Below are 23987 nucleotides of genomic sequence, written 5' to 3'. Positions count from 1 at the left end.
CAGCCCACGAAATGGCCGTGCGCCCGGTGGTACGCACCCACTGACAAACACATCGCGCCGCCGGACCAGCCGGCGACGCGATGTGGGAAGGAACAGAAGCGAGCGGTTAGCTGGAGAGCTCGCCGACCGTGACCGAGACGGTGATCGACTTGCCGTCCCGCACGTAGGTGAGATCGGCGCTGCCGCCGGCCGGGAGCACCCGCACCTGCGCGGTGAGGTCGATCGAGTCCGTGATGGGCACACCGTTGAAGTTGGTGATGACATCGTCGGCGGCCAGACCGGCCTTGGCAGCGGCGCCACCGGAGGTGACCTCGCTGATGAGCGCACCAACCGTGCTGCTGGTCGAACTGGACGCGTCCTTCACGCTCGCACCGAGCAGGCCGTGGGTGGCCGTTCCGTTGGCGATGATCTCGTCGGAGATGCGCTTGGCGAAGTTCGACGGGATGGAGAACCCGACGCCGATGCTGCCGGCGGCCGACGAGGAGGTGGTGCTGCCGGCGCTCGCTATGGCCACGTTGATGCCGACCAGTTCACCGCTGCCGTTGAGCAGCGCGCCGCCGGAGTTGCCGGGGTTGATGGCGGCATCCGTTTGAATCACCGGGAGCGCGATGCTGGCGGTGGCGGCCTGCGAGCCCTGCGACGGGGTGCCGTCCTGGTTCGGAAAGTCGAAGAAGAACGGGTTCTGGCTTTGGCCTCCGTCGGGCGTTGTGGTGTCTGGCGAGGTGGGGGCGGCCGAGCTCGCGACGGTGATACTGCGATTCAGAGCGCTGACGATGCCGTCGGTGACCGTGCCGGAGAGGCCGAGCGGGGCGCCGATGGCGATGGCGCTGTCACCGACGTTGAGCTCGGAGGAATCGCCCCAGGTCATGGGAGTGAGACCGCTCGCGTCAGTCAGTTTGATCACGGCGAGGTCGGAGATGGGGTCGGTGCCGACCAGGGTCGCGGCGTAGAGCTTGCCGTCGTTGCTCTTGACCTCGATTTTCACATCGGAGGCTGCGCCGTCGAGGGTGACCACGTGGGTGTTGGTGAGCACGTAGCCGTCGTCGGTGAGAATGACGCCGGAGCCGGTTCCGCCCGCTGAACTGCTGGACACGTCGATGGTCACGACGCTCGGCGAGGCCTTGGCCGCGACGGCGGTGATCTGGTTGACGCTCTTGGTGTTGTTCACCACGACGTTGCTCGGGCCGGAGGCCTGGCTAACGGGTACACCGTTGTTCTGGCCGTTCATCATGAGGGCGGTAATGCCAGCGCCGGACGAACCGCCGACGAGCGCACCAATGGCGAGGGCCGCGATCAGCGCGACACTACCCTTGCGGCGACCGGATTCCTTGGTCTTAGCGGCGAAGGGCTGGCTGGGATAGGCATCCGTCGGGTAGGAGTCTGCTGTCGCATAGGCCTGGGGTGCGGCGTTCGGGGCGTAGGCGGAGGACGACGCTGTGGGGGTCTCGATCGGGCGACCGAAGGCATCCGTCGGGTAGGAATCCGTGGGGTAGGCAACCGTTTGGTTGGCGGCGGGAGAGCTGTCAGCGGGGACATTGTCTGCGGGCCGGTTCTCGGCGGATGCGTTCACGACGGGCTCCGGTGAAACGGATGCTGCCGGCTGGCTCGGTGCTGCAACGACCGGCACGGCGTTCGATGGCGGCGCAGTCGGGACCGAGGGCGCGGCCGGTACGTCGGTCGGTGGCACCGTCGGTGGTTCGCTGGGCGGGGTAGCCTCGCCGGAATTATTCACTTCAAAAGCGGCGGCATCATCGGACCTGTCGGGGGTGGTGCCGGAATAATTGGTGTTGTCAGTCATCGGGTGCTCCTTCCAAGCGTTGCCAGCTTTGCGCCCAAACCTGAACGTTCGATATGTACACACTGAGAGCATTCAATGATCAAGCCGAGACGTTGCCGAGGCGATAGTTTGGAAACCATGCAGCACTCTTCATGGGTCGAACCAGCCCTGACCATTTCCGGCGCCTGGCAACGCACAGCCAGAGGTGCAGGACTTCTCGCCGCGGACGGCAGCGTTGCGGCGAGCATCTTCGCCGAGATGAGCGCTCTCGCCGCGCGCACCGGTGCGATCAACCTCGGACAGGGCTTTCCTGATGAAGACGGGCCGGCCGCGGTGCTCGAGGCGGCCCGCCAAGCGATCAGCGACGGAGTAAACCAGTACCCGCCGGGCCGAGGCCAGCCGATTCTGCTCGAGGCGATCGCCCGGCACCAGCAGCGGTTCTACGGACTGACTCTCGACGCGGGCAGCGAAATCCTGGTGACTGCGGGAGCGACCGAGGCTCTCGCCGCGACGATTCTGGCACTGATCGAGCCCGGAGACGAGGTCGTCACCTTTGAGCCCTTTTACGACGCGTATGGCGGTCTGATCGGCTTGGGCGGAGGCATCCATCGCACCGTGCCGCTGCGTGCCCCCGATTTTCAGCCGGACCTGGACGCGCTGCGGGCCGCGGTCACCGACCGCACTCGGCTGATCATCGTGAACGATCCGCACAATCCCACCGGATCGGTCTTTCCCCGCGAAACGCTCGAGCTGATCGTGGAGCTCGCCCAGCAGCACAACGCACTCATCGTCACCGATGAGGTCTACGAACACCTGACCTTTGGCGCGCCGCACATCCCGATCGCGACCCTGCCGGGAGCGTGGGAACGCACGGTCACCATCTCCTCGGGCGGCAAGACGTTCAGCCTCACCGGCTGGAAGGTGGGCTGGCTGAGTGCGCCGGCCGCCATCGTCACGGCGATTCTCGCGGTCAAGCAGTTTCTCACCTACGTGAACGCGGCGCCGTTCCAGCCGGCGATCGCCGTGGGGCTCGGCCTGCCCGATACATACTTCGATGGAATCGCCACCGATATGAAGGCCAAACGTGATGTGCTGGCGACCGGTTTGCGGGCGGCCGGTTTTGAGATCAGTGTGCCGCAGGGCTCGTATTTCATCGTGGCGGATGCGACACCGCTCGGCTTCACCGATGGCGCCGAGCTGTGCCGCAAGCTGCCCGGGCTGGCCGGGGTGGTCGCGGTGCCGATAGCCGCGTTCTGCTCCCCCGCCAACCGGGCCGAGTACGCTCCCCTGGTGCGTTTCGCTTACTGCAAGAAGGAGCCCCTGCTCGAGCAGGCCTCGGCCCAGCTGGCGGCCCTCTCCCGTTCATAACTCCTGCAATTTCTGCGACAACGGGTTCTGAACGCCGCAATGACGCGGAACTTTCGCTGACGGCATACGAATTGCAGGAGTTATGCACCCCAGCGCCTGAGTCGGGGTGACGCGGGGTTACGACGCTAGAGCGGGGTAGTCGGTGTAGCCCTCGGCACCGTCGGCGTAGTAGGTGAGCGGGTTGGGGTCGTTCACGGGAAGGTCGTTCTGCCAGCGATGCACCAGGTCGGGGTTCGCGATGGCGGCGCGCCCCACGACCACGGCGTCGGCCACGTCGTCCCGCACCAGGGCCAGGGCTTCGTCGCGGGCAGTGATGGCGCCGAATCCGCTGTTGACCAGGAACACGCCGCCGAAGCGGATGCGCAGGTTCTGCACGAATTCTCCGCGCGGGTCGGCGTGCAGCACGCTGAGGTAGGCCAGGCCGAGCGGAGCCAGACCGTCGACGAGGGCACCATAGGTGGCCGCGAGGTCGGTGGCATCCGTTTCGAGCGCGTCCTGAATGTTGTGTTCCGGTGAGATGCGGAGGCCCACCTTGTCGGCGCCGATCGCCGCGGCGACGGCGGTCACGACGTCGATGACGAACCTGGCGCGTCGTTCGGGTGAACCGCCCCAGGAGTCGTCGCGCACGTTGGAGGCCGGTGACAAGAACTCATGCAGCAGGTAGCCGTTGGCGCCGTGCAGTTCAACGCCGTCGAATCCGGCCGCGATGGCGTTCTGCGAGGCGAGCACGAACTCGGCGATGATGCCGGGCAGTTCCTCGGCCGTCAGCGCGTGCGGCACCGGGTAAGCCTGCTTGCCGTCGTAGGTGCGGGTGGTGCCATTGATGGCGATGGCGCTCGGCGCGACGACGGGGAAGCCGCCGTTCGTGGCCTCGTGAGTGACCCGGCCGGCGTGCATGACCTGGGCGACGATGCGACCGCCGGCGGCGTGCACCGAGTCGGTGACGGCTTTCCAGCCGGCCAACTGTTCCGGCTCGACCAGCCCGGGCTGGCCGGGGAAGCCCTGGCCGGCGTGGCTCGGGTAGGTGCCCTCACTCACGATCAGGCCGAGCGAGGCGCGCTGCGTGTAGTGCAGGGCAACCAGGTCTCCGGGCACACCGGACTGGCCGGAGCGGATGCGGGTCAGCGGCGCCATGACGAGACGGTTGGGGAGTTCGAGGTCGCCCAGGTTCAGCGGAGAAAAGAGATTCACGGGCACTTCTTTCACAATCAGCCGGCAATCAGACCGGACACGTTCGTTGGGGGGCACCAGGTGGATCCTGGGTGCCCGTAGGCAGCAACGGACCACAGGCGCGCGATATTCCTGCCTGTCAATTGGCTGGACGGCCGCGTGCAGTTGGATGGCCAGGCGGGCAATCCGGTTGGTCTGCGGCACCGAACTACCACCATGAGCATCTTGATGTCCCGACCAGCGATCCGAAACCACGCCGTGGCACCGCTCGGCGCTCTGGACTCACCGAAGCCCGGTCCGCGCCCCGGCCCCCACGTTCCCGCCCGGCCAAAACCGGCACCACCGGCCACCGTGCTGGGCTACAGCCCGTTCCCGCTCGACTCGGATGCCCGCCACTTCGGCCTCACCACGAGTTCCATGCGACTCAGGGGCGGAACGGTCACGGTACGGCACGGACGCCGCAGCGCGAGTACGACCGCGACCATCCTGCTGCACGGCGCCGCCGGATCATGGACCACCTGGACACCCCTGCTTCAGGCCGCCGATGCGACCGCCCGCGACCTGACCGATCTCATCATCCCCGACCTGCCGGGGTGGGGTGACTCGCCACTTCCGGCCGACCGTTCGACGCTCGGCCTCGAATCGATGGCCGAGCTGGTCGCCGACCTGGCGCGCTCCCTCGGCTACGAACGCTGGAACGTTGTGGGTCACTCCATGGGCGGGTTCATCGCACTGGCGCTGGCGGCGAGCGAAACGCGCGCCACGGCATCCGTCGGCCTGGTCTCGGCCACCTCGTTTTCGATCCAGGACAGCGTTCGGCACCCAGTTCGCCGGTTCTTTGCGCTGCCCGCCTTCTCGGCGCTGTTCCAGACCATGCGGATGCTGCAGCTCGCTGGCCCGCTCGGCCGCGGCCTGGTACGGGCGGTCACGCGCTTCGGCCTGCTGCGCTTCCTGGTGGCTCCACTGTTTCGGTACGGCCAAGCCGTCGATGCCAGCGTGGTCGCCGCCCTCGGCGCCGAGATGCGGCCGGCCGGTTTCGTGCTGGCGGCGACCCGTGCCGGCGCCTACGACGCCTCCGCAAGCTGGGCGCAGATCAGTTGCCCGGTGCGCTCCGTGCACGGCGACCGGGACGTGTTCGTCACGGCCCAGGACGACCGAAAGCTCCTTTCAGTCGTGCCGCAGTGCGTGATCAGCACGATTGCCAGCGCCGGGCATTTCGGTCAGATCGAGCGCCCGCTCGAGGTGCTGCTGCGGCTCGAATTCGCGGCCTCACTACCGATCGGATCGACTTCGAGTCAGCTGGGCACTTCCTGAAAACCTTGTCTTTACCCCCCAAACGGAGGACAGTTGTTAGCAGTGCCCGGTTCAACTCCAAAGTACATTCTTCGCTTTCATTCGTTCCGGCTCCCGGCTCTCAGTGAGCGCAACCGATCGCAGCGAAATGGAAGTGGCAATCATGGGTTCTCTCACGTACGACCGTGTCGTCGTGGAATTCGAAGATCGCATGCTGGCACACCTGCAGCTCGTAATCATTCAAAAGCTTCGCCGCGGCGAAAGTTTTCTGTTGTCCTGGCGTGATGCCGCCGTCGTCGGCGACGGCCGCAGCTCTGCCTGGCTGCACCCGGCGATTCCGCTCTATTTCAAGTTTGCCGGCGGCCACGCACCGAGCATCAACCCGAACTGGGTCGCCCAGCTGACCCGCTCGGCCAACAGCTCGCAGGGGCTCGTGGTGACCGCGGAAGAAAGCGCCGCCGTTGACGCCAATGCGACCCCGAAGCTAGAACCGGCCATCGGCATTCGAGCGGCCGCGCAGACCCGCGCGACCAAGGCCAGCGTCACCGAACGCTGATTCTCATAGGTGCCGCTTCGCGCGGCACGACGGTGAAGCGTCGGAGTGCGAGGGCCGGATTGAGAGCGCGCACGGCGGTGACTCTGGCCGGTGTGAGGTAGGCGACGGCGACATCCGCTGCCTCGCCGAGGCTGACCAGCGCAACGCCCATCGGGTCAATGATGAGGCTGGTACCAACGCCGATCGGCGGGGTCTGATCGGCGGCCGCCACAAAAACGGTGTTCTCCAGCGCCCGGGCCGTCAGCAGGGTACGCCAGTGGTGTTCTTTGAGCGGGCCACGCACCCACTCGGACGGCACGAGCACGAGGGTGACTCCCGCGTCGACGAGTCGACGCGTGACCTCGGGAAAGCGGATGTCGTAGCAGGTCTGCAGCCCCACCCGCAGGCCGCCGACATCGAAGGTCTCGGGGTCGGTCACGGTGCCGGGCAGCACCCACTCCGATTCACGGTCGCCGAACGCGTCGTACAGGTGCAGCTTGCGGTAGGTCGCCACGAGGTGCCCGGTGTCATCGAGAGTGACGAGCGTGTTCGAGAACCTGGCCGGGTCCACGGTCGTTTCGAGCATGCCGGCCACGATGTGGATGCCGAGTTCGGCGGCGAGCGCGGCCAGCGCGGTCACGAATTCTCCGTCGAGCGGTTCGGCGGCCGCCACAAACGACGGCCCGAGTTTCGGTTCGAAGAATGCCGAGTACTCGGGAAAAACGACGAGTTGGGCGCCACGACCGGCGGCCGTTTCGGCCAGCTGCCGCATGGTGCCGAGGTTAAGCGCCGGATCTGGCCCAGGGGCGAACTGGGCAACGGCCACGCCGACCGCATCGGAATCGATCGTTGCGGATTCATGCGTTGCGGCGCCTGGAGTCATGGCGAAAGCCTAGCTGGCCGCTCGATCAGCATGCCGATACCGATGCCAACCGGCGAAAGGTTTGATCTTCGCAGTCAACTGAGGGGTTATCGAAGGCTCCCGTTAACATTTGCTGGGTAGGTTCATAGGGTGACTTCCGTTATCGCTCCGCATCTTGCGGCCCCTCCGGTGCCCGGACGACGCCTGTGGCGACGGCTTTCACCCGCCTGGTCGGCGGGTCTCGTGGGCCTCGTGGCCTTTTTGGTATCGTTCGCCTGGTCCTGGCAGCCGTCGTATTGGGGCGATGAAGCGGCCAGCGTCATGTCGGCCGAACGATCGCTCCCCTCGCTGTTCGGCATGCTCGAGAACGTCGATGCCGTGCACGGCCTCTACTACCTGTTTCTGCACGGCTGGATCGACCTGTTCGGTGCGTCCGAGCTCGCCACCCGGCTGCCGAGCGCGATCGCGATCGGCGTCGCGGCTGCGGGAACGGTGGTTCTGGCGCGATTCTTCATGGGGTCTCGGGTTGCCATCGCCGGCGGACTGGTCTTCGCGATCATTCCACGGGTGACCTATATGGGCTCCGAGGCGCGATCCACCGCCATCGCCACGGCCATCGGGGTCTGGCTGACCGTGCTTCTCGTGCACGCTGTCCGAAGCAGCGCCGGGAGTCGGCGCCGGCAGATCCTGCTCTGGGGTTCCTATTCCGTGCTGCTCGCGCTCGGCATCTACGTCTTCCTGTTCCTGGCGCTGCTGCTGCCGGTACACGCGGTGGCGGTCCTCGTTCTTGGCGGCCGGCATCCGCTGTGGCGCAGCGTTTTCTTCTGGGTCGGCGCAAGCGCGATCGGGCTGCTGCTGGCCGCCCCGATAGTGCTGGCGGGCTCAGCGCAGCGGGAACAAATCGCGTTCATCGGCCGACGACCCCAGGTCATTGTGAGCGAAGCGGCCGTCATGCAGTGGTTCGACACCATTCCGGTGGCGATCATGGCCTGGTCGCTCATTCTCGTGGCTGTGATCGCGGTATTCCTGCCGCGCCGCGGCACGCATCGGTCGGCCAGCCTGCCGGGCCCGGCCGGACTAACGATTTTTCTGGCCTGGATGCTGGTGCCGAGCGCGATTCTGCTCATCGGCACCCACCTGATCGCGCCGATGTATTCGTTGCGCTACCTCTCGCTCTGCGCCCCGGCGGTGGGCATTGTGATCGCCGTGGGCGTGGCGGCACTGGCCAGCAATTGGTTGCGCGTCGCGAGTGTCCTGGCCCTCGTGGCCGTGATCGTGCCCGCCTATGCGGTGCAACGCGGTGACTACGGCAAGAATGACGGCAGTGACTGGCGCCAGGCAGCCGACATCATCGCCGCCCGGGCAACGCCGGACGACGGTGTGGTCTTCGACCAGAGCGTGCGCCCGTCACGCCTGCCCCGGCTAGCCATGCATCTCTACCCCAACGCTTTCGCCGGACTGCGCGACGTGACCCTGACCCGCCCGTATGCTGACACGACCTGGCTGTGGGACGAGGTCGCACCTCTGACCGACGTGCTGCCGAGCGTAGTGAACCTCAACACGGTGTGGCTGCTGCAATACTCGGGGAGTGCAGATTCGCGGAAAGAAACGGATGTCCACACGCTTCAACTCCAGGGTTTCCGCGTCGCCGACACGACACTGGTCAACCGCACCCGCATCATCGAAATGACGAGGTAACGTCGTGCCCACCACCACCACCACGCTGGTACTCGTACCGACCTATAACGAGGCCGAAAACATCGCCTCGATCGTGGATCGACTGCGCTCCAGCGTGCCCGAGGTGCACATTTTGGTCGTCGACGACGCTTCGCCCGACGGCACCGGCACCCTGGCCGACGCGATCGCGGCTCGGGATTCCAGCGTTCACGTGCTGCACCGCACCGAGAAGACCGGCCTCGGCGCGGCGTACCTCGACGGCTTCGGCTGGGGCCTCGGCCGCGGCTATACCCGGTTGGTGCAGCTCGACGCGGATGGCTCCCACCTGCCGGAGCAACTCGCCACCCTGCTCGATGCCGCCGTCACGGCTGACGTCGTGATGGGCTCACGCTGGGTTCCCGGCGGGGCCATCGAGAATTGGCCCTGGCACCGGCGCGCACTCTCCCGCGGCGGCTCCTGGTATTCCCGTCTGCTGCTGCGGCTGCCGCAGCGCGACGCCACCGGCGGTTACCGGGTTTACTCGGCCAGGGCACTCGAGCGCATGGACCTCTCGAGCGTCGACAGCCTCGGCTACTGCTTTCAGATTGAGATGCTGCTGCACGCGGTGCGCGCTAACCTGCGCGTCGTCGAGGTGCCGATCACCTTCGTCGAGCGGGTACGCGGATCGTCGAAGATGAGTCCACGCATCGCCATCGAGGCGATGGCGCGGGTCACTCTGTGGGGCGTGACCGGAATGGGCATCAGCCGGTCCGGCGCGCGGGAGGCCGCCGCGGCCGCACGCGGAGCCTGAATCGGAAACATTCCGGGTGTTTGAGTCAATTTGACTATATGATGGATCCAGCAGTTAAAGTCACACTGACCTTTACGACTGGATCCCCGTGCTGGAGCACCACCTGACCGAGAAGAGTCTGCGGGAACGCGGCAGCGCGCAGGCGACCCTGGCGGTTTCGACCGTGATCTTCGCCCTGCGCCCCGACGACGAGTCGGGCCTGAAGACACTCTGGCTCCCGCTCGTGCGCCGCACTCGCGACCCGCACCGGGAGCTCTGGGCGCTGCCCGGCGGATGGCTGCCGGCCGACGAAGAGCTCGCAGCCGCCGCCGGTCGTACCCTGCGCGAAACCACGGACCTGTCGCCGCGCTACCTGGAGCAGTTGTACACGTTCGGCGATATCGACCGCTCCCCCGGCCTTCGCGTGGTCTCCGTCGTGTACTGGGCGCTGGTGCGTTCGGAGGTCGCGGAGCGAGCATCCGTTGGTGAAAACGTTCGTTGGTTTGCCGCGGACCAGCTGCCGCCGCTGGCGTTCGACCACAACCGCATCGTGGAATACGCCCTCTGGCGGCTGCGCACGAAGGTCGAATACGCCCGCATCGCGCACGCCTTTCTCGGCGACACTTTCACCCTCGCCCAGCTGCGCGACGTGCACGAGGCCGTGCTTCAGAAGGCGCTCGACCCGGCCAACTTTCGTCGCTCGATGGAGTCGAGCGGCACCCTGATCAGCACCGATCAGCACGTGGCGGGTGCCCGCCACCGGCCCGCACGGCTTTACCGGTACGACGATCGGGCCAACGAGCACGACCCGCCGGGACCAACCCGCTAACTCCCCCCACCCCTCTTCATTCTCAAGGAGCACGACCATGACTATTCCTTCGGTCGAGACCACCATTCGTCTCATCGGCACCGGCAAAGCCGCCGGCAGCACGTGCAGTCCCGATCTGGCGACTGCGCCGTGGGAATTCGACGCCGGCACCCCCGGTTACGGCCCCGGCTCCTCGATGGGCGACGTGATTCCGGCCGGATCTCCCCGTCAGGGCGCCCTGCCGGAGCGCTACCGCACCGCCTCACCCGAGGAACTCAGCGCCCGCATCGTCGAGGCCAAGAACGTGCTCGGCGACTCGGTCGTGATTCTCGGCCATTTCTACCAGCGCGATGAGGTGCTGCGGCACGCCGATTTTGTGGGCGACAGCTTTCAGCTCGCCCAGGCCACGCAGAGCCGCCCCGACGCGGCCGCGATCGTATTCTGCGGCGTGCACTTCATGGCTGAAACCGCCGACCTACTCTCCGGGCCCGATCAGGCCGTGATTCTGCCGAACCTGGCTGCCGGCTGCTCCATGGCAGACATGGCCGACATCGACTCGGTCACCGAGTGCTGGGAACAGCTCGAAGAGCTGTACGGCACCGGGGCGGATGCCTCCGGCCGGGTTCCGGTGATTCCGGTCACCTACATGAATTCCTCCGCCGCGCTCAAGGGCTTCTGCGGCGAGCACGGCGGCATCGTCTGCACCTCGTCGAACGCCAAGACCGTGCTGGAGTGGGCGTTCGAGCGCGGCCAGCGCGTTTTGTTCTTCCCCGACCAGCACCTCGGTCGCAACACCGCCAAGGCCATGGGCGTGCCCCTGGAGCAGATGCCGATGTGGAACCCGACCAAACCGCTCGGCGGCAACACGGCTGCCGAACTCGACGACGCCCGGGTCGTGCTCTGGCACGGTTTCTGCAGCGTGCACCGCCGCTTCACCGTGCCGCAGATCGACGCCGCCCGCGCCGATCACCCCGGCGTGCGGGTCTTGGTGCACCCGGAATGCCCGATGGCGGTCGTCGACGCTGCCGACTCGGCCGGTTCCACCGACTTCATCGCGAAAGCCATCGCCGCGGCCCCCGCCGGCACGACCTTCGCGATCGGCACCGAGATCAACCTCGTGAACCGGCTGGCTGCCCAGCACCCCGAGCACGAGATTTTCTGCCTCGACCCGGTGATCTGTCCCTGCTCCACCATGTACCGCATCCACGCCGGCTACCTGGCCTGGGTGCTCGAAGCGCTCGTCGGCGGCGGCGAGGCACCGGGCGAAGTTCTCAACCAGATCACGGTGGCCTCCGATGTCGCCGGTAACGCCCGGGTGGCCCTCGAGCGGATGCTGGCGGCCCGGCCGCCGGTTCTGGTCGGCGCCTGATGTCATCCGTTCTCGTCATCGGGAGCGGCCTCGGCGGCCTGCTGGCCGCTGTGCGCGCAGCGGATGCCGGGCACCGCGTGGCGCTCGTCACCAAGTCGGTGCTGCCGGAGAGTAATACCCGGTACGCGCAAGGCGGCATCGCCGCTGCCCTGTTTCGTGACGACTCGGTGGACGCCCACGCGCTCGACACGCTGCGCGCCGGCGCCGGACTGTGCGACCCGGCCGCCGTGCGAGTGCTCTGCGAAGAGGGCCCGGCGCGGGTGCGCGACCTCATTCGGTTCGGCGTGGACTTCGACCGCGACGAATCCGGGGTGGCTCGCGGGCTGGAAGCTGCACACTCGCGCTCCCGGATCGTGCACGCCGGCGGTGACGCCACCGGCGCCGCGGTCGAGGCGGCGCTCGTCGCGACCGTGCGGCGCCGGGCCGCGATCGAGGTACGGGAACACACCATGCTGGTCGACCTGCTGGTCGACGACGACGCGGTGAGCGGCGCCCGGATACTCGGCCCCGACGGCGTGCAGCGCTCGCTCGAAGCCGACGCCGTGATTCTTGCCACCGGCGGTGCCGGCGCCCTCTATACGCACACCACCAACCCTGCGGTCGCCACCGGCGACGGCGTGGCGGCGGCGTGGCGGGCCGGGGCATCCGTTACCGATCTGGAGTTCTACCAGTTTCACCCCACCGCCCTCGCGGTGCCCGGCACGCCGCTCGTCTCGGAGGCGGTGCGCGGTGAAGGCGCCGTGCTCAGAAATCAGCTCGGCGAGCGCTTCATGCTGGCCGAGCACCCCGACGCCGAACTCGCCCCACGCGACGTCGTCGCCCGGGCCATCGCCCGCCAGATGGAACGGCAGGGCGGCGCCCCGGTGTTGCTCGACGCGACCGCGCTCGGCCGCGAGCTGCTCGAAACCCGGTTCCCCACTATCACTGCCGCCTGCCGTGCCGCGGGCCTGGACTGGGCGGTCGAAGCCATTCCGGTAGCGCCGGCCGCGCACTACTGGATGGGCGGCGTCGAAACGGATACCTGGGCTCGCACCACCCGGCCCGGCCTGTTCGCCGTCGGCGAGGTTGCCCGCACCGGGGCGCACGGTGCCAACCGGCTCGCCTCCAACTCGCTGCTCGAGGCCGCCGTCTTCGCCGACCGCGCGGTGCGCGCGCTGGACCAGTCCTGGCCCACCGGCTCGGAAGGTCACGCCCACTCGCCGGTCTCTGCCTTCTCACACCATTTCGACGAGGCGATCCGCTCTGCGAATCTCTCCCACCCGTCGGTCGAGCCCGTCGAGACCGCCATAGGATCACCGTCAGCCGATCGAGCAACGCTGGTCGACCGCCAAACACTCCAGCAACTCCTCTGGCACTCCGCCGGGGTCCACCGCTCCGGCGCCGGCCTGGCCGCAGCCGCCGCCAACCTCGCCGAGTGGACAGCCCCCGACCCCGCCAGCACCGCGGTCGCCGCCCTCGAAGACCGCAACCTACTCGACCTCGGCCGCCTGCTCGTGACCGCCGCCCTCGCCCGCGAGGAGTCGCGCGGCTCGCACTACCGCTCCGACTTCGCCGAGACCCGGCCCGAATTGGCCCGCTCAGTCTCGCAAGCACGCAGCTCCCAGTCACGCCCGCAATCACTCGAACTCGTTCCGGCCCAGGAGGCCATCGCATGCTGAGCAATCACTCCATCAACGTTGTCGTGCAAGCCGCCCTCGACGAAGACGCCCCCTGGGGCGACCTCACCTCGGCCGTGCTCATCCCCGAGGATGCCGTCGCGACGGCCAGGCTTGACGCCCGCGAACCCGGCGTGTACAGCGGCAGTGCCGTGTTCACCGCCGCCTTCGCCCTCACCGACCCCCGCATCGAGGTACGCCAGTTCGTCGCCGACGGTGACCACTTCGTCGCCGGCGCCACGCTGGCCGAGGTGACCGGCCCGGCCCGCGGCATCCTGCAGGCTGAACGTATCGGGCTCAACTTCGTGCAGCGGATGAGCGGAATCGCCACCCTGACCGCCCGGTACGTCGCCGAGACGGCCGGCACCAAGGCCCGCATCGTCGACACCCGCAAGACCACGCCGGGCCTCCGCGCCCTGGAACGCGCGGCCGTGCGCGACGGCGGCGGCCACAACCACCGGTTCAGCCTGTCCGACACGGTGATGGCCAAGGACAACCACCTCGCCATCCTCGCCGCCGGGCCGCTCGGCCTCACCGAGGCGCTGCGAGCGGTGCGGGCCCGTCTCTCGCACACCACCCACTTCGAGGTAGAGGTCGACCGGCTGGACCAGATCGAAGGCGTGCTCGCTGCGGGTATCGATACGATCATGCTCGACAATTTCAGCCCGGAAGACCTGCGTACGGGCGTGCAGCAGGTCGCCGGTCGCGCCATCGTCGAAGCCAGCGGCGGAGTATCGCTCGAGACCGTACGCGACATTGCGGCATCCGGTGTCGATGTCATCTCGGTCGGAGCGCTCACACACAGCGTGCACTCGCTCGACCTCGGCCTCGACGTGGCCATTCGGGTGAACACGCCGGCTGGGTTTGCTCTCTGACCCATGATTTACCTGGATAACGCCGCGACGACCCCGGTGCGCCGCGAGGCCCTTACGGCCATGTGGCCGCACCTCACCAGCGGCTTCGGCAATCCATCGAGCCACCACCAGGTCGGTGAGGCCGCCGCTGCCGCCCTGCTGGAGGCGCGCCGCAGCGTCGCCGCCTCGCTCGGCTGCCGGCCCGGCGAGGTCACGTTCACCAGCGGCGGCACCGAAAGCGACAATCTCGCGATCAAGGGCGTTGCCCTCGGCGCCCCGCGCGGCCGCCACATCGTGACCACTCCGATCGAGCACGAGGCTGTGCTCGACTCCTGCGACTACCTGCGGCGGCTGCACGGTTTCGAGATCACCCTGCTACCAGTGGATGCCGCCGGCCGCGTCGACCCGGCCGACCTGGCCCGCGCGCTCCGTTCCGACACGACCCTGGTCTCGGTGCACTACGCCAATAATGAGGTCGGTACCGTGCAGCCCGTGGCCGAACTGGCCGCTGCCGCGCGGGGTGTGCCGTTCCACACCGACGCGGTGCAGGCCGGCGGTTGGCTCGACCTGAACGTAACCACACTCGGCGTGGACGCGCTGAGCCTCTCCGGCCACAAGCTGGGCGCTCCCCCCGGCATCGGCGCGGTTTTTCTGCGCGGACGCCTTCCGATCGAACCGCTGCTGCACGGCGGCGGCCAGGAGCGCGGCAAACGCAGCGGCACCGAGAACGTCGCCGGAGCGGTCGCCCTCGCCGTCGCCCTGCGCCTGGCCGGTGAGGAGCGCGTACTCGCCGCCGCCCGCACCAGCACTCTTCGCGACGAATTCATCAGCACCGTGCTGCGCGACACGCCCTCGGCCCGGCTCACCGGCCACGCCACTGAACGGCTGCCGGGCACCGCGTCGTTCGTCTTCCCGGGCACGAGCGGCGAGGCGGTGCTGCTCGAGCTCGAGCAGCACGGCATTGTCTGTTCGAGTGGGTCCGCCTGCGCGGCCGGCAGCAGCGAGCCCTCGCACGTTCTCACGGCCATGGGCCTCACGGCCGAGGTCGCTCACACTGCGGTGCGGTTCACGCTGGGTGTTGGCACGAGCGCGGCGGACGCGGTCGAGGCGGCGGCATCCGTTCGTGCAGCGGTCGCTGCGGTCGCCAGCCTCCGTGCCTGACCCGCCTCCTGACAGCGTCGCTATGACCTGATAATGTCATGACAACTAGCCAAAGCTCTTGGCTTGTCAGTGAGGTGTCAGGTGAGCGCGCAGGAAGAAAACGTCCTCCCTATGGGAATGTTCATGGATCTGGAGCGATCCGGGCCGATTCCCCTGTACTTTCAGGTTTCGCAGCGCATCGAAAAGGCCATCCTGAGCGGTGAACTGCCCGCCGGGTCACGGCTCGAGAACGAGGTCGCGCTCGGCCAGCGACTGGGCCTCAGCCGGCCCACCGTGCGCCGCGCCATCCAGGAAATCGTCGACAAGGGTCTGCTGGTACGTCGCCGCGGCATCGGCACCCAGGTCGTGCACGGCCAGGTCACCCGCAGGGTCGAGCTGACCAGCCTCTACGACGACCTCACCAACACGCACAAGGTGCCGTCCACCCATCTGCTCACCCTCGAATCCCAGCCAGCGGATGCGAAAACCGCCGAACGTCTTGGCGTCGCCGAGGGCAGCCCCACGTTGCACCTGCGCCGCGTGCGGCTAGCCGACGACGTGCCCGTCGCCGTGATGGAGAACTGGCTCCCCGAGGAATTCATCGGCATCGAACCCAACGATCTCGTCGCGCACGGCCTGTACCAGGTGCTGCGCTCGCGCGGCGTGACGATGCGCGTGGCCCGCCAGCACATCGGCGCCCGCAAGTCCACGGCCGAAGAGTCAGCTCTGCTGGAGATCGAGAAGAACTCGGCCCTGCTCACGATGGACCGCACGGCCTTCGACAACTCGGGCCGCGCCGTCGAGTTCGGCCAGCACTGCTACCGCCCCGACCTCTACTCCTTCGAAGTGACCCTGGTCGAAAAATAGCCAGCGTTTCGGAAACCGTGCAACGAATTCTGGCCGCCTGACCTCCCAAGGTCAGACGGCCAGAATTCTTTGTGCAGCCAGCGTGGTTCAGGCGCGGGCGAGCTCGTGGGCGAGGGCGTCGAGTTCCGCTCCGCCAGCCATGAGCTTCGTCATCTCCTCGATGGTGATCTCGCTCTTCTTGAAGTCCCCCAGGCTGGTTCCGCGTTTGAGCAGCAGGAACCGGTCACCGACGGGATAGGCGTGGTGCGGGTTATGCGTGATGAATACCACGCCGAGGCCGCGGTCGCGCGCCTGGGCGATGTACTTCAGCACCACGCCGGCCTGCTTGACGCCCAGAGCCGAGGTCGGCTCGTCGAGGATAACGACCTTCGCGCCGAAGTACACGGCTCGGGCGATGGCCACCGACTGGCGTTCGCCACCCGACAGGGTGCCGATGGGCTGGTCGACGTCGCGCAGGTCGATGCCCATCTTGGCCAGCTCTCCCTTGGTGATCCGGCGCATCCCCTTCACGTCCAGCTGACTGAACGGACCAAACCCTCGGGTCAGCTCGGAGCCGAGAAAGAAGTTGCGCCAGACCGGCATCAGCGGAACTACGGCCAGGTCCTGGTAGACCGTCGCGATGCCCAGATCCAGGGCTTCACGCGGGCTGCCGAAGGTGCGCTCGACACCATAGGCGAGAAGCTTGCCGTGGGTGTGCGCGTGGGCCCCGGACAGAATCTTGATGAACGTGGACTTGCCGGCACCGTTGTCCCCAAGAACGCAGAGGACCTCACCTGCCCCGACCGAGGCTGACACACCCTGCAGTGCCAGAATGGAACCATAGGTCTTGCCGATGTCCCGAACTTCAAGAATCGGCGGGGCAGCGGATGCCTGTGAGTCTGTCATGAGCGAACTCCTGCCTGGCGGCGTACATAGAGGTTGACGAGTACGGCAAGCAGCAGCATGCCACCGAGGAACGCTTTGAGCCAGTTATTGTCCCACTGCGCGAACACGATACCCTGCAGGGTCATGCCGTAGATCAGGGCGCCCAGAGCGGCACCGATGGCCGATCCGTAGCCGCCGGTCAGCAGGCAACCGCCAACGACAGCGCAGATGATGTAGATGAACTCCTGGCCGATGCCGGTCGTGGCCTGCACCGTTGACACGTCGAACAGCTGGAGCATTCCGACGAGCCACCCAGCGCCAGCCGTGGTCATGAACAGGCCCATTTTGACCTTCATGACCGGCACGCCCACCTGGCGTGAGCTGGTGATCTGGCCACCGACCGCGAAGATCCAGTTTCCCGAGCGGGTACGCAGCAGAATCCAGGTGGCCAGCGCGGTTAGGGCGATCCACCAGACGATGGAGATTTTCACGTCCATGCCAAAGAGTGCGAACGAGGAACCGAAGAACACCTTGACGGCATCGAAGCCGGGTACGGCGCTCATGCCCTGAATGGAGACCGTACCGGTGATGATCTTGGTGACCGCCAGGTTCACTCCCTGCAGAATGAAGAAGGTGGCGAGGGTGACGATGAAGCTCGGCAGCCCGGTCTTCATGACCACGAAGGCGTTCGCCGCACCGATTGCCAGTGCGATCGCCAAGGCGATCACGAGGGCGAGCCAGATGTTGACGCCCCACTCGGTCGTGACGATTCCGACGATGAGTCCGGTCGTACCGACCATGGCCCCGGCGGAGAGGTCGAACTCCCCGCCGATCATGAGCAGGGCCACGGCGACGGCCATGATGCCGAACAGTGATGCCGAGTAGAGCCAGGTGGCCACGCCGGCAGGAGTCAGAAAGGCCTGGGTCGAGACCGAGAAGAAGATGAAGATGGCGAGGGCGGCCACCGCTGCGCCGACCTCGGGTCGGCGCAGCAGCGTGATGATCAGACCGGCGGGCTTAATCCGTTCGTCGGTAACCGCGGGTGCGGTACGGGTCATCGCGTTCCATTCTTCGCGAACTTCGCGACCTGCTCCGCGTTGTCCTTGGTGACGAAGCCGGGGCCGGAGTAGACCGGCAGGCCGCCACCGACGACGTCGCCGTTACGAGCCTGCAGGGTGAGGAAGGTCACCGGCAGGTAGCCCTGGGAGTACGGCTGCTGGTCAACGGCGAACAGAATCTTGCCGTCGAGGATGAGCTGGGTGACGTCGGAGGACACGTCGAAGGTCGCGAGTTTCGCCGAACTGGCCGCTTCTTCGATCGCCTGGCTGGCCGCTACAGCGATACCCGGGTTCAGGGTGAGGACGCCATCGATGGACGGGTCAGCCAGAAGGCTGCTCTTGATCGTGTTCTGGGCGTCGGCAACGTTCGCGACGTCGACCTGAACGTTGGTGACGCTGCCGCCGAGGGTGTCAGCTGCGCCCTTGCAGCGTTCTTCCAGTCCGGTGTTGCCGGCCTCATGAATGACGCAGATGACGTTACTGACATCGGCAGCGGCGAGCTGCTCGCCCGCACCCTGACCGGCGATGAACTCGCTCTGACCGACGTGGGTCTGGGCACCGAATTCCCGGGACTGTTCCAGGCCGGAGTTGATCGTGATCACCGGGATACCGGCGGCGACGGCCTTTTCGACGGCGTTCTTGACGCCGTCCGGGTTGGCCATCGAGACGATCAGACCGTCGGGGTTCGTCGCAACGGCGGCGTCGATGAGCTGGCTTTGCTTGACCGGGTCACCATCGCCCTGGTAGGTGACAGTGGCGCCGAGGTCTTTTCCGGCCTGCTCCGCGCCGCTCTTGACGACGTCCCAGAAGGTGTCTCCCGGGGAGCCGTGGGTTACGACGGCGATCGTGACCGGGTCGCCCGAGGCCGCAGCGTCGGTGGTGGCTGCCGTGTTCGTGGTGGACGTGCAACCGGTGAGGGCGAGCGGCAGGACGACGAGCGCCGCCATCCAGCGAGATTTGAGCTTCATAAGTGGATCCTCCATTGGATACATTGTGACTGAGGCGGTGCCGTGTGTGGTGCGGATTGTGCTGTCGGTCGTGAAGAGTCTTAGGGAGTCGCCAAACCGGCGATGAAATCGATGCTGGTGCGCACATCCGCGAGTGGGCCCTGGCCCTCTGCCGGGTTCTCGGTCAGGATCGTGTCCTGCTCGAGCACGTAGTAGCCTGCATAGCCGGCCCCTTCGAGGAAGGTGACAATCGCCCGGATGTCAATGTCACCGGTACCGAGCGGTGTGTACAGGCCCTGGCGCACCGCATCGGTGTAGGTGAGTTCCTTGCGCTGCACCTTCTCGGCCAGGGCTCGGCGCACGTCTTTGAGGTGCACGTGGCTGATCCGAGTGGCGTTGTCGCGGGCCAGTTCGACCGGGTCGGTCCCGCCGATGAGCAGGTGTCCGGTGTCGAGGCACAGCCCGATCTGTGAGCCGTTCAATACCCGCTCGACGTCATGGCTCGATTCGATCATTGTTCCGACGTGGGGGTGAATCGAGGCCACCACGCCGCGGGCGGCCGCGGTCTGCACGAGCCGATCGAGGTTGGCGAGAAGTGTGTCCCATTCCTGCTCGCTCAGCGTCGGGCGGGAGTCGTAGCCGACCTGACCGGTGTCGGCCGAGAGAACGAGGCGGGTCGCCCCCGCTGCCAGAAACGAGTCGAGTTCAGCCTCGATAGCCGGAACCGGGTCGTTTCCCGCGTCGTGCAGCACAATCGGAACGAAACCACCGACGGCCTTCAGACCGGCAGCCGCCAAGGTTTCGGCCTTGTCGATCGGACCAGACGGAAGAAAACCCTCGGGACCGAATTCGGTGGCCACGACGCCCAGTTCGCGCATCTCACCGAGAACACGCTCAGGCGCGAGCTGAAACCCCCAGTCGGGAACCTCGCAGACGCCCCAGGAAATGGGTGCGGCAGCGATGCGGCTCAGGAGATGAGCGGATGCTTCGGCCACGGTCATCGCCTGACTTCATCGAGGCGCACCAGGCGTCCCTCGGCACGGGACAGTTCGGCGGCCTCGGCGATGTACAGCGCTTCCAGTGCATCCCGAGGGGTGCACGGGCTAACGGTCTCGCCCGCGGCGACGGTGACGAATCGGGCCAGCTCCGCAGCGTAGGCGGGAGCGAACCGCTCCTGAAAGTTGGGCCAGGCAGACTCTCTGGGAAAGCTGACGCCCGGCTCTGCACTGGTCAGCGGAACGCGCTCGTCGATTCCGACCGAACGGTTTCCGAGGCTTCCGGCCAGTTCCATGCGCACGTCGTAGCCGGCACCGTTGTAACGTGAACCCTGCACGGTAACCAGGGTTCCGTCATCGAGTGTCAGCAGAGCAGCGGATTCGTCAACGTCACCGGCAGCACCGAAGAAGGAGGCGCCGCGGTTGGCACCGGTCGCGAAGACCGTAGCGACCTCGCGGCCGGTGACCCAGCGCAGAATGTCAAAGTCGTGAATGTGGCAGTCGCGGTAAATTCCTCCGCTGGTGGGAATGTACTCGGCCGGGGGCGGCGTCGGGTCGCAGGTCAGCACGTGCATCCGTCGCAGTTCGCCGATGTCACCGTTCTGCAGGGCACGCTTGGCCTCGGTGTAGCCGGCGTCGAAACGGCGCTGGAACCCGATCTGAACGGGAATGTCGTGACGCTCGACCTCCTCGACGAGCGCGATACTCGAGCTGAGATTCTCGGCGAGGGGCTTCTCGCAAAACGTCGGGATGCCGGCGCGCACGGCCCGCACGATGAGCTCGGCATGGGCCGAGGTCGGCGCGGCGATGACGATGCCGTCTGGCTTCGAGGCGAACGCCTCGTCGATCGTGGCGGAGGCCGAGCCGACCGAGGCCGCCGCGGACGCAGCGCGGGCCGGATCGAGATCCGCGATCAGCAGGTCGGTGACTCCGGCCTGCGTCTTCAACGTGCCGACGTGAGAGAGCCCGATCCTGCCGGCTCCCAGAACTACGAATCGCACTTTATAGCCTCCACAGTGAGTTTGTTTTAATGTCCTGATGTTGTCTCTTTTGACCACGGTATACGCTTGCCCAACGGTCGTCAAGGCTTTGTCTTGACATACTTACAAATCTTGGTCGGATGAGCTAGGACCCCAGATAGGGGCGTTGATTCTCACGTTGCGCCACATAATCACGGCGCGCCTGCGTCGTGCTGTCCAGGGCCGACACCTCGGCCACGGGAACGTCCCACCAGCTCTCCGTGTCCGGTGAGAACAGCAGGGGGTCACTGTTGACATGAATGAGCGTCGCTGTCACGGAGGCCTTCGCCCTGGCCACGGCCGCGGCCAGATCAGCGATGGCGTCTGGCCCGGGCTCGACCCTGATCACTGAAATACCCAGGCTGGCCGCGTTGGCCGCCAGGTCGATCGGCAGCGTCGCATCCGTTTCAAAGTTGTTGTGGGCCGTGTCGCGAAAACGATACTGCGTGCCGTACCGTTGCGACCCCACGGTGTCACTCAGATGACCGATCGAGGCGTAGCCGTGGTTCTGCACCAGCACGATGATGACTTTGACGCCCTCAGCCACCGCCGACACGATCTCGGTGTGCATCATGAGGTACGAGCCGTCGCCGACCATGACGATCGCGTCACGGTCGGGGGCAGCCCGGCGCACGCCGATGCCCCCGGCGATCTCGTAGCCCATGCAGGAGAAGCCGTACTCAACGTGGTAGCCGAGTTCATCTCGCACCCGCCACAGCTTGTGCAGGTCGCCGGGCAGCGAGCCGGCCGCGCAGACGACCACGTCGCGCGGGTCTGCGGCGTGCTGCACCGCGCCGATGATTTCCGACTGGGCCGGCAACGGCCGACCACTCGGGGTGACGGCCGCGTCGACCACCGCGTTCCACTCCGCTTTCTCCAAGCGGATGCGATCGGCAAATTCTGCGTCGACCCGGTAGCGATCGAGACTCTCGGTGAGTTCCAGCAGCGCTTCCCGGGCATCCGCTACCACCGCGATGGCTGCGCCATGTTTAATCGCGTCGAAGGACGCCACGTTGATGTTGACGAAGCGCACGCCGGGATGCTGGAACGCGGTGCGGCTGCCGGTCGTGAAGTCACTGTACCGAGTGCCGATTCCGATGATGAGGTCGGCGTCCCGGGCGATGCGGTTGGCGGCTGTCGTTCCGGTGGCGCCCACGGCGCCGAGGCTCTGCGGGTGGTCCCAGACGAGGGAACCGACGCCGGCCTGCGAGGTGCCAACCGGAATGCCGGTGTGCAGGGCGAAGGCGGCGAGCGCCGCTGCGGCGTCGGAGTAGATGACGCCGCCGCCGGCCACGATCATGGGGCGCTTGGCCTCACGGATGGTGCGCACGACCTGGTCGATGACGCCCCGATCCGGCCGGGGGCGACGGATGCGCCACTCCCGATCAGCGAGAAACTCCACCGGCACGTCCAGAGCCTGTGCCTGCACGTCCTCGGGGAGGCACAGCGTGACGGCGCCGGTTTCCACCGGGTCCGTCAGCACCCGCAGGGCGCCGATCGCGGCCGAGAAAAGCTGTTCGGGGCGCTGCACCCGGTCGAAGAAGCGCGACAGCGGTTTGAAGGCATCATTCACGCTGATGCTCGCGTCGTGCGGCAGTTCCAACTGCTGCAGCACCGGGTCGGCCACCCGGGTGGCGAAGGTGTCGGACGGCAGCAGCAGCACGGGCAGCCGGTTGATCGTGGCAAGGGCGGCCCCGGTCAGCATATTGGTGGCACCGGGGCCGACCGAGGCGGTGCAGGCGAAGGTCGACCGACGTCGGCGCATCCGAGCGAAAGCCACCGATTCGTGCACCATTCCCTGCTCGTTGCGCGCTTGATGATACGGCATGAGGGTTGGGTCGTCCACGGACAGCTGCTTGAGGGCCTGGCCGATGCCGGCGACGTTTCCGTGTCCGAAGATGCCGAAGGTGCCCGCGATCGTGCGTTGGCGCACATCGCCGTCCACGGTGTATTGGTGGGCGAGGAACTCGATGAGTGCCTGGCTGACTGTCATGCGTCGGGTTGTCACGCTGGTGTGTCCTTTCGGAGTACTGCGGGTTCTGAAGTGTAAGGAAGTCGGGAATCGAACTCCTGGCCCGACCAGGTGCCCCGAATCCAACCGTGCGCCGGATCATCGCTGATGCGCCACGAGCGGTCGGGGTCAGGGCCGGCCATCACGTTGAGGTAATAGAGGTCGTAGCCGGGCGCTGCAACGCAGGGGCCGTGCCAGCCGAAGGGCACGAGGGCAACGTCGCCGGTGTGCACTTCGGCCGAGATGTCGATATCTCCGGCTTCGGATGAATAGGTGCGCATGAGACCGAACGGGCGCGCCATCTCCGGCGCGACCTGGCCTCGGGTGACGTTGCTCTCGAAGTAGTAGATCTCCTCGAGCCTCGACTCCACGCCCTCCCGGTACTCGTCGTGCTTGTGCGGCGGGTAACTCGACCAGTTCTCGGCCGGCGTAATCACCTCACACACGATCAGCCGGTCGGCCGCGAGACTGGCCGGGGTGCCGAAGTTGTGTACCTGCCGGCTGGAGCGACCCGCCCCGCGCAACTCGATCGGGACATCCGCTTTGGGAATATAGGCCACCGGAAGCGCCTGATCGGTCGGCGCTTCGGCCACCGCGATCCGCCCAGCGCCTTCTATCGAAAGAGCCGTGCCGGTGGGCAGGTAGAGCGTGTCGGTCGGGCCGTGAAAAACGGATGCCCGCCCAGCGAGAACCTGCACTCGCGGCTCGGTCTCCCCCGCGAGGGTGTAGCGCACCGTGAACGCCCCGGCGAGGGGAACCACGATGCGTTCTACGCCCTCGGCTGCCAGCGACACGGAGTCCCCCGCGACTAGGGCGGCGACGCGGATTCCGGTGTAACGCCATCCGCTGATTGCGGTGTCGACGACGGTTTCCCAGCCGTCACGCTCGAGGGAGCCCCGGGCGTAGAACCAGTCGCGCGGGTGAGGGGCAGCGGATGGCGTTGTCATGT

21 protein-coding genes are annotated in these 23987 nt (G+C 66.8%); 11 read left to right on the top strand and 10 right to left on the bottom strand.

Annotated elements, in window-relative coordinates; all coding sequences use genetic code 11:
• Positions 1-106: 106 nt before the first annotated feature.
• Positions 107-1798, bottom strand: coding sequence for a S1C family serine protease (locus E3T35_RS12225; protein ID WP_134346459.1), 1692 nt, complete (start codon positions 1796-1798; stop codon positions 107-109).
• Between the two features lie 147 nt (positions 1799-1945).
• Between E3T35_RS12225 and E3T35_RS12220 the strand changes: the two genes are divergently transcribed.
• Positions 1946-3145 (top strand): aminotransferase class I/II-fold pyridoxal phosphate-dependent enzyme, encoded by a 1200-nt coding sequence (locus tag E3T35_RS12220; RefSeq protein ID WP_134346596.1) that lies wholly within the window; start codon positions 1946-1948, stop codon positions 3143-3145.
• 117 nt (positions 3146-3262) lie between these two features.
• On the opposite strand, the gene E3T35_RS12215 is transcribed toward E3T35_RS12220, so the two are convergent.
• Positions 3263-4336, bottom strand: coding sequence for an alkene reductase (locus E3T35_RS12215; protein ID WP_092341502.1), 1074 nt, complete (start codon positions 4334-4336; stop codon positions 3263-3265).
• A gap of 195 nt (positions 4337-4531) precedes the next feature.
• Here E3T35_RS12215 and E3T35_RS12210 point away from each other — a divergent pair, with 195 nt between their 5' ends.
• Positions 4532-5629, top strand: a complete 1098-nt coding sequence (locus E3T35_RS12210) for an alpha/beta fold hydrolase (RefSeq protein WP_134346458.1) — start codon at positions 4532-4534, stop codon at positions 5627-5629.
• Between the two features lie 142 nt (positions 5630-5771).
• Positions 5772-6164, top strand: a complete 393-nt coding sequence (locus E3T35_RS12205) for an ATP-dependent DNA ligase (RefSeq protein WP_233197407.1) — start codon at positions 5772-5774, stop codon at positions 6162-6164.
• On the opposite strand, the gene E3T35_RS12200 is transcribed toward E3T35_RS12205, so the two are convergent.
• Positions 6151-7026 carry a carbon-nitrogen hydrolase family protein gene (locus tag E3T35_RS12200; RefSeq protein ID WP_134379326.1) on the bottom strand — a complete coding sequence of 292 codons (876 nt, stop codon included), beginning with the start codon at positions 7024-7026 and terminating at the stop codon, positions 6151-6153. The genes E3T35_RS12205 and E3T35_RS12200 overlap by 14 nt on opposite strands.
• Before the next feature lie 129 nt (positions 7027-7155).
• Here E3T35_RS12200 and E3T35_RS12195 point away from each other — a divergent pair, with 129 nt between their 5' ends.
• The 8 genes from E3T35_RS12195 (at position 7156) to E3T35_RS12160 (ending at position 16144) form a co-directional block, all read left to right on the top strand.
• Entirely contained in the window at positions 7156-8703 is a 1548-nt protein-coding gene (locus tag E3T35_RS12195; protein WP_134379324.1) for a glycosyltransferase family 39 protein, read from the top strand.
• Between the two features lie 4 nt (positions 8704-8707).
• Positions 8708-9472, top strand: coding sequence for a polyprenol monophosphomannose synthase (locus tag E3T35_RS12190; protein ID WP_198421025.1), 765 nt, complete (start codon positions 8708-8710; stop codon positions 9470-9472).
• A gap of 91 nt (positions 9473-9563) precedes the next feature.
• The gene (locus E3T35_RS12185) at positions 9564-10280 is read left to right on the top strand and encodes an NUDIX domain-containing protein (protein ID WP_370449188.1); all 717 of its coding nucleotides are present in this window, start codon (positions 9564-9566) and stop codon (positions 10278-10280) included.
• Between the two features lie 37 nt (positions 10281-10317).
• Entirely contained in the window at positions 10318-11628 is a 1311-nt protein-coding gene (gene nadA, locus E3T35_RS12180) for a quinolinate synthase NadA (protein WP_134379322.1), read from the top strand.
• Complete coding sequence (gene nadB, locus E3T35_RS12175) at positions 11628-13286, top strand: L-aspartate oxidase (RefSeq protein ID WP_134379320.1); 1659 nt, start codon at positions 11628-11630, stop codon at positions 13284-13286. Before nadA ends, nadB begins: the two co-directional genes overlap by 1 nt.
• Positions 13280-14158 carry a carboxylating nicotinate-nucleotide diphosphorylase gene (gene nadC / locus E3T35_RS12170; RefSeq protein ID WP_134379318.1) on the top strand — a complete coding sequence of 293 codons (879 nt, stop codon included), beginning with the start codon at positions 13280-13282 and terminating at the stop codon, positions 14156-14158. Before nadB ends, nadC begins: the two co-directional genes overlap by 7 nt.
• A gap of 3 nt (positions 14159-14161) precedes the next feature.
• Positions 14162-15298: a cysteine desulfurase family protein gene (locus E3T35_RS12165; RefSeq protein WP_134346453.1), complete on the top strand. Its 1137-nt coding sequence runs from the start codon at positions 14162-14164 to the stop codon at positions 15296-15298.
• A 123-nt stretch (positions 15299-15421) separates the two neighbouring features.
• The gene (locus tag E3T35_RS12160) at positions 15422-16144 is read left to right on the top strand and encodes a GntR family transcriptional regulator (RefSeq protein ID WP_370449183.1); all 723 of its coding nucleotides are present in this window, start codon (positions 15422-15424) and stop codon (positions 16142-16144) included.
• Between the two features lie 87 nt (positions 16145-16231).
• On the opposite strand, the gene E3T35_RS12155 is transcribed toward E3T35_RS12160, so the two are convergent.
• The 7 genes from E3T35_RS12155 to iolB all read right to left on the bottom strand — a co-directional run bounded on the left by E3T35_RS12155 (position 16232) and on the right by iolB (position 23985).
• Complete coding sequence (locus tag E3T35_RS12155; protein ID WP_134346452.1) at positions 16232-17029, bottom strand: ATP-binding cassette domain-containing protein; 798 nt, start codon at positions 17027-17029, stop codon at positions 16232-16234.
• Positions 17026-18066, bottom strand: a complete 1041-nt coding sequence (locus E3T35_RS12150) for an ABC transporter permease (RefSeq protein WP_134346451.1) — start codon at positions 18064-18066, stop codon at positions 17026-17028. Before E3T35_RS12150 ends, E3T35_RS12155 begins: the two co-directional genes overlap by 4 nt.
• Positions 18063-19034 (bottom strand): sugar ABC transporter substrate-binding protein, encoded by a 972-nt coding sequence (locus E3T35_RS12145; RefSeq protein WP_241987849.1) that lies wholly within the window; start codon positions 19032-19034, stop codon positions 18063-18065. Before E3T35_RS12145 ends, E3T35_RS12150 begins: the two co-directional genes overlap by 4 nt.
• 80 nt (positions 19035-19114) lie before the next feature.
• Positions 19115-20014, bottom strand: a complete 900-nt coding sequence (locus tag E3T35_RS12140; RefSeq protein WP_134346449.1) for a TIM barrel protein — start codon at positions 20012-20014, stop codon at positions 19115-19117.
• A complete protein-coding gene (locus tag E3T35_RS12135) occupies positions 20011-21009 on the bottom strand; it encodes a Gfo/Idh/MocA family oxidoreductase (protein WP_134346448.1) in 999 nt (332 codons plus the stop codon). Before E3T35_RS12135 ends, E3T35_RS12140 begins: the two co-directional genes overlap by 4 nt.
• Positions 21010-21133: 124 nt before the next feature.
• Positions 21134-23020, bottom strand: coding sequence for a 3D-(3,5/4)-trihydroxycyclohexane-1,2-dione acylhydrolase (decyclizing) (iolD, locus tag E3T35_RS12130; protein ID WP_134346447.1), 1887 nt, complete (start codon positions 23018-23020; stop codon positions 21134-21136).
• A gap of 11 nt (positions 23021-23031) precedes the next feature.
• Positions 23032-23985: a 5-deoxy-glucuronate isomerase gene (iolB, locus tag E3T35_RS12125; RefSeq protein ID WP_134379316.1), complete on the bottom strand. Its 954-nt coding sequence runs from the start codon at positions 23983-23985 to the stop codon at positions 23032-23034.
• Positions 23986-23987 lie beyond the last annotated feature (2 nt).

The organism is Cryobacterium sp. TMT1-2-2 (genome assembly GCF_004403505.1).
Lineage (GTDB): Bacteria > Actinomycetota > Actinomycetes > Actinomycetales > Microbacteriaceae > Cryobacterium > Cryobacterium flavum.
The sequence above is the reverse complement of the archived record's forward strand: the minus strand, read 5'-3'. Positions and strand labels throughout refer to the sequence as shown.

Coding starts and splice junctions, on each gene's coding strand:
- E3T35_RS12225 (WP_134346459.1), bottom strand. CDS start 1,798: ATGACTGACAACACCAATTATTCCGGCACCACCCCCGACAGGTCCGAT.
- E3T35_RS12210 (WP_134346458.1), top strand. CDS start 4,532: ATGAGCATCTTGATGTCCCGACCAGCGATCCGAAACCACGCCGTGGCA.
- E3T35_RS12205 (WP_233197407.1), top strand. CDS start 5,772: ATGGGTTCTCTCACGTACGACCGTGTCGTCGTGGAATTCGAAGATCGC.
- E3T35_RS12200 (WP_134379326.1), bottom strand. CDS start 7,026: ATGACTCCAGGCGCCGCAACGCATGAATCCGCAACGATCGATTCCGAT.
- nadA (WP_134379322.1), top strand. CDS start 10,318: ATGACTATTCCTTCGGTCGAGACCACCATTCGTCTCATCGGCACCGGC.
- nadB (WP_134379320.1), top strand. CDS start 11,628: ATGTCATCCGTTCTCGTCATCGGGAGCGGCCTCGGCGGCCTGCTGGCC.
- nadC (WP_134379318.1), top strand. CDS start 13,280: ATGCTGAGCAATCACTCCATCAACGTTGTCGTGCAAGCCGCCCTCGAC.
- E3T35_RS12165 (WP_134346453.1), top strand. CDS start 14,162: ATGATTTACCTGGATAACGCCGCGACGACCCCGGTGCGCCGCGAGGCC.
- E3T35_RS12160 (WP_370449183.1), top strand. CDS start 15,422: ATGGATCTGGAGCGATCCGGGCCGATTCCCCTGTACTTTCAGGTTTCG.
- E3T35_RS12155 (WP_134346452.1), bottom strand. CDS start 17,029: ATGACAGACTCACAGGCATCCGCTGCCCCGCCGATTCTTGAAGTTCGG.
- E3T35_RS12150 (WP_134346451.1), bottom strand. CDS start 18,066: ATGACCCGTACCGCACCCGCGGTTACCGACGAACGGATTAAGCCCGCC.
- E3T35_RS12145 (WP_241987849.1), bottom strand. CDS start 19,034: ATGAAGCTCAAATCTCGCTGGATGGCGGCGCTCGTCGTCCTGCCGCTC.
- E3T35_RS12140 (WP_134346449.1), bottom strand. CDS start 20,014: ATGACCGTGGCCGAAGCATCCGCTCATCTCCTGAGCCGCATCGCTGCC.
- iolD (WP_134346447.1), bottom strand. CDS start 23,020: ATGACAGTCAGCCAGGCACTCATCGAGTTCCTCGCCCACCAATACACC.
- iolB (WP_134379316.1), bottom strand. CDS start 23,985: ATGACAACGCCATCCGCTGCCCCTCACCCGCGCGACTGGTTCTACGCC.